Annotated in this window: 8 protein-coding genes; 5 read left to right on the forward strand and 3 right to left on the reverse strand. The window is 38.8% G+C overall.

Translation table 11 applies throughout. The features are described 5' to 3' along the window. Positions 1 to 140 precede the first annotated feature (140 nt). The gene (locus tag ASE55_RS02000) at positions 141 to 1,688 is read right to left on the reverse strand and encodes an endonuclease (protein ID WP_056214831.1); all 1,548 of its coding nucleotides are present in this window, start codon (positions 1,686 to 1,688) and stop codon (positions 141 to 143) included. 242 nt (positions 1,689 to 1,930) lie between these two features. Between ASE55_RS02000 and ASE55_RS02005 the strand changes: the two genes are divergently transcribed. Beyond that, positions 1,931 to 2,737, forward strand: coding sequence for a T9SS type A sorting domain-containing protein (locus ASE55_RS02005; RefSeq protein ID WP_056214834.1), 807 nt, complete (start codon positions 1,931 to 1,933; stop codon positions 2,735 to 2,737). A 107-nt stretch (positions 2,738 to 2,844) separates the two neighbouring features. On the opposite strand, the gene ASE55_RS02010 is transcribed toward ASE55_RS02005, so the two are convergent. Both ASE55_RS02010 and ASE55_RS02015 read right to left on the reverse strand, forming a co-directional pair. Next, entirely contained in the window at positions 2,845 to 3,372 is a 528-nt protein-coding gene (locus tag ASE55_RS02010) for a DUF4136 domain-containing protein (protein ID WP_056214837.1), read from the reverse strand. A gap of 5 nt (positions 3,373 to 3,377) precedes the next feature. Further along, positions 3,378 to 3,557, reverse strand: coding sequence for a DUF5522 domain-containing protein (locus tag ASE55_RS02015; RefSeq protein ID WP_056214840.1), 180 nt, complete (start codon positions 3,555 to 3,557; stop codon positions 3,378 to 3,380). A gap of 40 nt (positions 3,558 to 3,597) precedes the next feature. On the opposite strand from ASE55_RS02015, the gene ASE55_RS02020 reads away from it, so the two are divergent. The 4 genes from ASE55_RS02020 to hemL all read left to right on the forward strand — a co-directional run bounded on the left by ASE55_RS02020 (position 3,598) and on the right by hemL (position 7,449). Further along, a complete protein-coding gene (locus ASE55_RS02020; RefSeq protein WP_056214842.1) occupies positions 3,598 to 3,924 on the forward strand; it encodes a hypothetical protein in 327 nt (108 codons plus the stop codon). A gap of 204 nt (positions 3,925 to 4,128) precedes the next feature. Then, positions 4,129 to 5,037, forward strand: a complete 909-nt coding sequence (locus ASE55_RS02025; protein WP_056214845.1) for a 1-aminocyclopropane-1-carboxylate deaminase/D-cysteine desulfhydrase — start codon at positions 4,129 to 4,131, stop codon at positions 5,035 to 5,037. A gap of 16 nt (positions 5,038 to 5,053) precedes the next feature. After that, positions 5,054 to 6,112, forward strand: a complete 1,059-nt coding sequence (locus tag ASE55_RS02030) for a glucosaminidase domain-containing protein (protein WP_056214848.1) — start codon at positions 5,054 to 5,056, stop codon at positions 6,110 to 6,112. A gap of 53 nt (positions 6,113 to 6,165) precedes the next feature. Then, entirely contained in the window at positions 6,166 to 7,449 is a 1,284-nt protein-coding gene (gene hemL, locus ASE55_RS02035) for a glutamate-1-semialdehyde 2,1-aminomutase (protein WP_056214850.1), read from the forward strand. Positions 7,450 to 8,490 lie beyond the last annotated feature (1,041 nt).

An 8,490-nucleotide genomic window follows, 5' to 3' on the forward strand; every position in this document is an offset into this window, starting at 1 on the left:
ATACAACAGTATCAAGTTGGAAATCTTTCAATTACAATACAACAGTATCAAGTTGGAAATCTTTCAATTACATAGCTTTTATAGTAATAGCTCTGAAGAAATTTTATAAAACTAAAAAAGTTTAAATGACTTCATATTCATTACTTAACGATAAATTTCAAAGCCTGGTCATCCAGTTTTAAAATATAAACTCCCTGCCCAAGGTTGCTGGTTTTAATCACATTCCTGGTGTTTTTAAAAGGCTGGTCAATGGTTTGGATAACCTTTCCCTGAAGATCATAAATCTCAGCCTTTTTAATATGCTGAACATCACCTTTTATAAAAATTTCCTGATTGGAAACCGGGTTCGGATAAATCTGCAGGTCTTTCTGAATAGTATTCAATCCGTTAACAGCCCGCTGATTCATTTTTGAAGTTCCCGGATAACAGGTCCAGCTCAGATTATCGATGGCTACTCTGTTGTTTGTTGAAGTGTTTTCCAGGGTTACCGATATATTTCCGGTAATATTGATATTGTTGATGGTTGTGGTCACTGCATTTGCAGAATAAGGAACAGTTCCTACCACAGTGCCGTTTACTTTAACATTAAAAGTGCCGTTACTTCCGGAAAATTTAAGCTGTGTGGTTACCGTTAATGATCCGATACCATTGGCTGAATTTCCTGATGTAAGCGAACCTGCTCTCACCGTAACCGCTTTCCCCGAAATTGTCTGATCCGTTCTGGCATCCGTTGCCGTCCATGAAACCGAATTATTCGTCCAGGTTCTTGTTGTATAAGATGCCGGGCTTGTGGTAGGAATGGTTTCAAAATTTTCGTTGGTACACGAACTTGAAGCCGGAGGAGAAGGAGGTGTGGTTGTTCCGCCGCCTGTAGAAGAGCCGGATCCCCAGATTAAATTGACGTAATTCGGGTTATCGATAAAAGGATTCCTGTTTTTCTGATAGGTATATGAAGCGTTGTTCCGGTTAACTTCTGCCTGTGAAACCGGATCCTGATTGTGCCAGGACAGCAGGACATTCAGCTCCCAGGTCTGCAATCCCGGAAATGCAGAGCCTCCCAGCATATTTCCGGAAGAAAAACCGGACAGTTTACTTTGGTACCGCGTTACAAAATAAAAAATCATCCTGGCTACATCGCCTTTAAACTCATCAATAGGCTCAAAAACCGTTCCTGCATATCCTGAAGAAGCAGAATTCCCCAACTTTGATCCGTTCTTGGACGTAAATGTAGCTGTGCCTACTTTTCCGAAAGGATAATTGGATCTCATTCCGTTCACTTTTCCGTCAGTAGCCCTGATAAAATGAATATCAGAAACCATAGGAGAAGATTGATTGAACAGGCTCTGTGGTACAATATGCTCACGGTTGTAGCAGTTGCCTTCTACAGAATACGTTCCGCATTGGTTGTTTACCAGCGTAAATTTATAAGGATCTGTTCCCGTTGGTTTTTCAGAATAGATATCTAAAACAGAACCGTCATTTTCGTAATTTTTATCAATATCCGTGGTTTTATAAGCTGTCCACAGCCCACTGTAGCCTTTGTCGAGATGGCCATTGGTAATGATGTTGCTTAAGGCAGTTTTTAAAGAAGCTCCCGATAATCCGTTCGCCGCATTGTAATATCCTGCCGGAGCCTGCGCATTTGCTAACATTGAAGCAAATGTCAAGATGAATAATGGTTTTTTCATGTCAATATTTATGTGTGGTAAGATTAGTATAAATTTATGAATAAGAAATTACGGAATTATTAAATTTCAACAGGCTATGGGAAATTTTATTCCGTTTTAATATATTCCGGTACATATTAAGTTATGGTTATATTAATTGGGTTTAAATTAGATTAATTTTATAAAATTGATAAAAATCATAAAATTCTGAATTTGAAATAATACTGAAAAGAAGTATTTTCGTGATATTATATTTATTTAGAATGAATAAAAATTTATACCTTAAGCTTTATGTTCCCTTATTAGGAATAGTGGGCGGCATTTCTGCCATTAATGCCCAATGTGCTCCGGTGAACAGTTTCTCGGAAAATTTTGACACATACAGTTCCCCAAACAGTATTGTGCCAACCTGCTGGGACAGGATCATCCTGAATGGGGCCAGCCAGATTATTTCAGGTACACAGCCTGCTTCCGGAACAAGCCAGATCTACCAGACCGGTTACGGAGCGGGAAAAATTTCTATTGTCGTGATGCCGCCGCTTACCAATATCAACGCGGGAACCCATCATTTAAAAGTGAAAATGAAAGCAAACGGGGCGGGCTATCTGGAATTCGGATATATAAAAGATACTCTACCGGATACTTTTGTAACGCTTCAGCCCATTACCATTACCAACATGTCTTATGACAGTACATCAGAAAGGATTTTTACAGTTCCCATTACTGTTCCGGACGGCATGAGGCTGGCAATCCGTAATCCGGGAACTTCCTTTGCCGGGCATTATTGGGATGATGCGGTTTGGGAACAGATCCCGAACCTGGGGACACATGAAAATGATATTTCTGCCGGAATCAGGGTGTACCCGAATCCTTTCAGTGATATATTAAACATTACGGATATAAAAGATGTAAAAAAGATTACCATTAATGATGCCGTGGGAAGGGTAGTGCAGACTGTTGAAAAACCTGCGGCCACGCTGAGCGTAAATAATCTGGAAAGAGGAACCTATTTTGTGACTCTACATTTTAAAAACGGAACTGAAAAATCATTTAAAGCTGTAAAGAACTAAATTAAACTTTACTGAAAGGCTGTTGATGATATAGTCGGCTTATATTAAACAAAAAAACCAATGCAACGTTGCATTGGTTTTCATATATCTGATTAATTGAATTAATCTTATTTTCTCTGAGGAGGGTAGTTCTTCATAATTTCCGCTACAATCTCAGGGATCTGTCTTTGTTTTGCTTTCGGAGAATCTACGGAAATTCCGCTTCCGATTCCCTGCCATACCAGTTTATTGGTTCTTGCATCTACCAGGTCAACAATAATAGCACCTTCGTTATAGTTGCTCGTCCATGTTCTGTTCATGCCGATTCCCCATCCGAAAGGTCCGCCCCATCCCCACATTCCGTAAGGGGAAGTAGAATTGATATCGGTTACTTTCTTATGGTTTGCTTTTACATTGGCAATCAGATCCGGATTTTCTCCCGACTGAAGTCCTTTGGTCTGAAGCTGTCTGGACAGTTCATTTAATACCCGGTCTTTGTCAATATCATTCAGCTTAAGATCGTCAATTCTTAATTTATACGTTTTGTATGCATTAAAATTTGCCGTCTCTGCATAATCAGAACGTACATTGAAAGGGCTGCATGAACTAAGAGTCAGGGTAGCCGACGCTAACAGAAGAAAAATATATTTTTTCATTTTATTTAATTTTTTTTATCGTTTTTAATGAATGTATCCGTCTTTTTATCGTATCCGTAAGGACAGTGTTTACAGCCGCTTTTACAGCAATGGCCTCTTTTCAGGTGAAACTTTTCCGTAAAAACCTTATATCCCTGCTCATTGTAGTAAAAGTCTTCCCCTTCTTTGATGTCAAAAAGTGCCATAAGTTAAATCGCTAAGTCAAAAAACTTTATATTTGTTAATATGATAATTGTATGCCAAAAGTCGCTGAAAAGGTTAAAAATCAACGGCATTGCCCTTTTTCCTTTTATCCTGATCTGCAATCCCGAAGATAAGAAAAATAAGGTATTGATCAATCATGAAAAAATACATTTAAGGCAGCAGCTTGAAATGCTCATTATTTTCTTTTATATTTTTTATGTGGTGGAGTATTACTACTGGGTTTTCAAACTGAAAGACAGCTATAAGGCTTACCAAAGGATTTCTTTTGAAAGAGAAGCTTATTCCAATGAGCATGACCTTGATTATCTGAAAAAAAGAAAATTATGGAGTTTCAGGAAATATTTATAGGAATTAGGAATTTGATTGTTGATAAAACCTTTGTGTCATTTCGAAGAAGGGGAGTTATATTTAATACCTCGGATTCTTAACTTTGCTTTGCGCCATTCTCAATGATAAAATCTGTGCATATTCCATTGCTGATTGAAACGCCGTTGCGAACGTAAAAAACAGTATTTTTGTTAACTTAAACTTTGCGAATACCGCGTTAAAAACATGCTATTACGACTTCCGACAGAAAAAATCCCTATCCAGGAAATTCCCGTTCAGAAAAATATTCAGCTTTTCATTAAAAGGGAAGATCTTATCCATCCTCAGATCTCAGGGAACAAATACTGGAAACTGTTTTTTAATGTCAATCATTATATAGCTTCAAGTCCTGCAAAGCCGTACATCATTACGTTCGGCGGTGCATTTTCAAATCATATTGCTGCGGTTTCTGCCGTCGGCAGTTTAGCCGGAATTCCAACGTTGGGCATTATAAGAGGAGAGGAGTTGCAGGAAAAATGGCGTGAGAACCCAACGTTGGTTTTTGCGAAAAGAAACGGGATGAATTTAAAATTCGTTACCCGCACAGAATACCGGCATAAAGAAAAATTAACCGCTTTTCTGCAGCAGGAATTTCCTGAAGCTTTGATTGTTCCTGAAGGCGGAACCAATGAAGATGCCGTAGCAGGCATAAAAATGATGCTGGATGACCATACAAAAGATTTTGATTATCTTTGCACCGCAGTCGGGACAGGAGGAACGGTGGCCGGAATCTCAAAATATTGCGGAGAAAGCCAGAAAGTTATAGGCTTTAAAGCAGTTAAAGATGATGCGCTGGATAACAGGATATCTGAATTGACTCCAAATAAGAATGTCAGTTTAATAGATTCAGCTTTCGGAGGTTACGGTAAAATAAAAGATGAAAACATCCGTTTTATCAATGATTTTAAAAAGCACTACGGAATCCCGCTGGAACCGGTATATACAGGAAAGATGATGCAGAAGGTTTTTGAACTGATAGAAGACGGTTATTTTCCTGAAAACAGTAAAGTGCTGTGTTTTCATACCGGCGGATTACAGGGGATTGAAGGAGCCAACCTGCTGTTGGAAAAACAAAACAGAAGTTTAATTATATAAGTAAAAATTGAAAAACATGAAAAGACTTTTCACATTATTAAGCCTTTTAGTTTTATCAAAATTCTCTGCTCAGAATTGGGCTACTGAGGACCAGTACATCCAGAAATTTGCCAGGTATGCTGTAGAAGAGATGGAAAAATATAAGATTCCGGCTTCTATAACCCTTGCTCAGGGTCTTCTGGAAACCGGAGGCGGACAAAGCCGTCTGGCACTGGAGGGCAAAAATCATTTCGGGATCAAATGCAAGGAAGACTGGACCGGGAAAACCATGAAACACACCGATGATGCGCCCAATGAATGTTTCCGCGTATACGATGATCCACGGCAGTCTTACCAAGACCACTCTATATTTCTTTCGACAAGAAAGTATTACGCCAACCTTTTCAATCTGGATATGAAAGATTACAGGGCATGGGCAAACGGACTTAAAAAAGCAGGCTATGCTACCAATCCCCGTTATGCTTCCATCCTGATCGGTAAAATTGAGAAGTATAAGTTGTATGAATTCGACAATACAAGTTCCCGCGAGGTGATGTATGCCGTGTTGAAAATGTATCCCGGTCTTAAGGATGACAGGGCTTTTATGGCACAGCTGGAACCTGAAAAATACACTAAAAAAGTAAAAACTCCGGTAACTGTTGAAGTTCCCTACAAGCAGACTTCCTATGCCCAGCAGCAGAAAAGAGTGGAGAGAATTAAAAGCAAAGCGGAAATCCTCAATACCATCCTGATTAAAAGCCATCCGAATGACGGGTTAAAATACATCATCATTCCGGAAGATACCAATATTCAGTACATTGCGAAGAAATTTAAAATCAGCGAAAGCAAACTGATCAAATGGAACGAGCTTGAAAACGATATGCTGCAGAAAAATGACATCGTTTTCCTTGAGTCTAAAAATTCTGACGGAAATACACCGACCTATAAAGCCGAATCCGGTGAAGATATGCATGATATTGCCCAGAAATTCGGAATCAAATTAAATAAATTATACGCAAAAAACAGAATGGACGAAGGGCAGAAGCCTGCTGCCGGCCAGCTGATTTATTTAATTGATAAAAAACCAAGAAATTAATCTTTGTTGATCATACCGTTTATCAGTTACAGAAGGTCAACCAATAATTATATATGAAGTACCAAAGAAGTTCAGCTTTATTTGATGAAGCGTACAAATACATTCCGGGAGGGGTTAATTCTCCTGTCCGCGCATTCAAATCCGTAGGAGGGGTGCCGGTTTTTATGAAATCTGCAAAAGGAGCCTATCTTACCGATGCTGATGACAATACCTATATCGATTACATCAATTCCTGGGGCCCGGCCATTTTAGGCCATACCCATCCCGAAGTGTTGGAAGAGCTGAAAATCCAGGCAGAGAAAGGGTTTTCTTTCGGAGCACCGACTGAGCTAGAAACGGAGATCGCAAAATTTATTGTGGAAAATGTTCCGAATATTGATCAGATCAGAATGGTTTCTTCAGGTACCGAAGCCTGTATGAGTGCCATCAGACTGGCCAGAGGTTTTACGGGAAGAGATAAAATTGTAAAATTTGAAGGCTGCTATCACGGACATTCAGATTCATTTCTGATTAAGGCGGGAAGCGGTGCCGCAACTTTCGGAAATCCGAACTCTCCGGGTGTGACCCAGGGAACGGCAAAAGATACTTTACTGGCCGGATACAATGATTTTGAGCAGGTTGAAGATTTGTTCAGGCATAACCATGGCGAAATTGCCGCAGTGATTATCGAGCCTGTTGCCGGAAATATGGGCTGCGTGCTTCCCGAGAATGAATTCCTTCAGAAACTGAGAAAGATCTGTGATGAAAACGGGACTTTATTGGTATTCGATGAGGTAATGACGGGTTTCAGGCTGGCTTTCGGTGGTGCACAGGAGCTTTACAACGTAAAAGCAGATCTGGTAACCTATGGAAAAGTAATCGGAGGTGGGCTTCCGGTAGGTGCTTTTGCAGGAAGAAACGAAATTATGGATTACCTGGCTCCGAAAGGTGCCGTTTATCAGGCCGGAACACTTAGCGGAAACCCTTTGGCTATGAGGGCAGGCTTAAAAACATTGCAGCTTATTAAAAATGATCCCGGATTCTTCAGCAGGCTGGCAAAAACAACAGAAACCTTGGATTTTGAAATCGGGAAAATCCTGAATGAAAAAGGCATTGCCCATAAGATCAACAGAAAAGGATCTATGATGTCGGTCTTCTTTCATATTAACCGGGTTTCCAATTTTGAAGAAGCCCAGGAAGCCAATCACGCTTTATTCAATAACTTTTTCCATCAACTGTTGCAAAACGGAATTTACCTTCCGCCAAGTGGCTATGAAACCTATTTCATCAGTGATGCCATCAAAGACAGGGAAATTGATATGACACTTGAAGCAGTAAGAAAATTTGAATATTCTTAAAAGATTGATTCAACTATAAAATAACAGGGGTGAGGCTTTTGCTTCATCTTTTTTGTTGTACTATATTTATTGGACTCATTATAATCATTCCTAAGCAATTCTATTAAGGAAGTAAGGATGACTTCTAATAGAACATCTATAAATAAGCATACATTATATATAAGGAATACAGTAATCCAGAATTTTTAAAATCAAGTTCCATTTTTTCTTAGGAGCTTAATCCCGCTATCCACTTTTACTCCTCACGCCTGTCTGGCCACCGCGTTTTCCTTTGCTTATCCTTTCCTTGTTGCGGGGTAGCCGCTTCTATCGGGGCTAGGTCTTCTTGGTTCTACAACAATAGTGTTATGACTGCTACCTTCAGTATACCTTATTATCATTCTAATTTAATTCTCACCAATCCTTATTAATGATCCCCGTGGTGAAAATTCCCCTCCTTTGGAGGGGTGTCAAAAAACCTTAATGATTTTTGACGGGTTGGTTTAAGATCCTGTACTCTTATATAGTGTACCTTATATTATAATAGATATAGTATTAATCACGTTCACTCAAACCTTATAGGTTTTGAAAACCTATAAGGTTTCTATCAAAGTTTGTATCACGATTTTTATCACACAATTACATTAGCTTGAGATCCACTGGAAATTTTCAGTCAAAGCTGGCTATTCGATACCCATCAACCAGAGTCACTTATATAAAGCTTATTCTAGGATATCTTCATTTTCCTGATTTTTTATATAATTCATAATGTAGTCAAAGCTGTTTAAAGCGATTACCTTTACAAATCAATAATCACTAATTAATAAACATTCCCAATAAAACTCTTATCTGATAAATTATATTTTCTATTCACTATATAGTATATAAGGAAAAGAATGAATCTAAAGTAATGAGCAGTACTGATCAACAATCATTAATTAATATTAACTACGTTCGATTAAACCTCATAGGTTTTGAAAACCTATAAGGTTTCTATTAAAGTTTAGGTTATACAATTCTCTTAGATGTTCTTAATCCGGAAAGCCTGCTTCCTTGAACTTC

Source organism: Chryseobacterium sp. Leaf201, assembly GCF_001421435.1.
In the GTDB taxonomy this organism is placed as follows: domain Bacteria; phylum Bacteroidota; class Bacteroidia; order Flavobacteriales; family Weeksellaceae; genus Chryseobacterium.

Coding starts and splice junctions, on each gene's coding strand:
- ASE55_RS02000 (WP_056214831.1), bottom strand. CDS start 1,688: ATGAAAAAACCATTATTCATCTTGACATTTGCTTCAATGTTAGCAAAT.
- ASE55_RS02005 (WP_056214834.1), top strand. CDS start 1,931: ATGAATAAAAATTTATACCTTAAGCTTTATGTTCCCTTATTAGGAATA.
- ASE55_RS02010 (WP_056214837.1), bottom strand. CDS start 3,372: ATGAAAAAATATATTTTTCTTCTGTTAGCGTCGGCTACCCTGACTCTT.
- ASE55_RS02015 (WP_056214840.1), bottom strand. CDS start 3,557: ATGGCACTTTTTGACATCAAAGAAGGGGAAGACTTTTACTACAATGAG.
- ASE55_RS02020 (WP_056214842.1), top strand. CDS start 3,598: ATGATAATTGTATGCCAAAAGTCGCTGAAAAGGTTAAAAATCAACGGC.
- ASE55_RS02025 (WP_056214845.1), top strand. CDS start 4,129: ATGCTATTACGACTTCCGACAGAAAAAATCCCTATCCAGGAAATTCCC.
- ASE55_RS02030 (WP_056214848.1), top strand. CDS start 5,054: ATGAAAAGACTTTTCACATTATTAAGCCTTTTAGTTTTATCAAAATTC.
- hemL (WP_056214850.1), top strand. CDS start 6,166: ATGAAGTACCAAAGAAGTTCAGCTTTATTTGATGAAGCGTACAAATAC.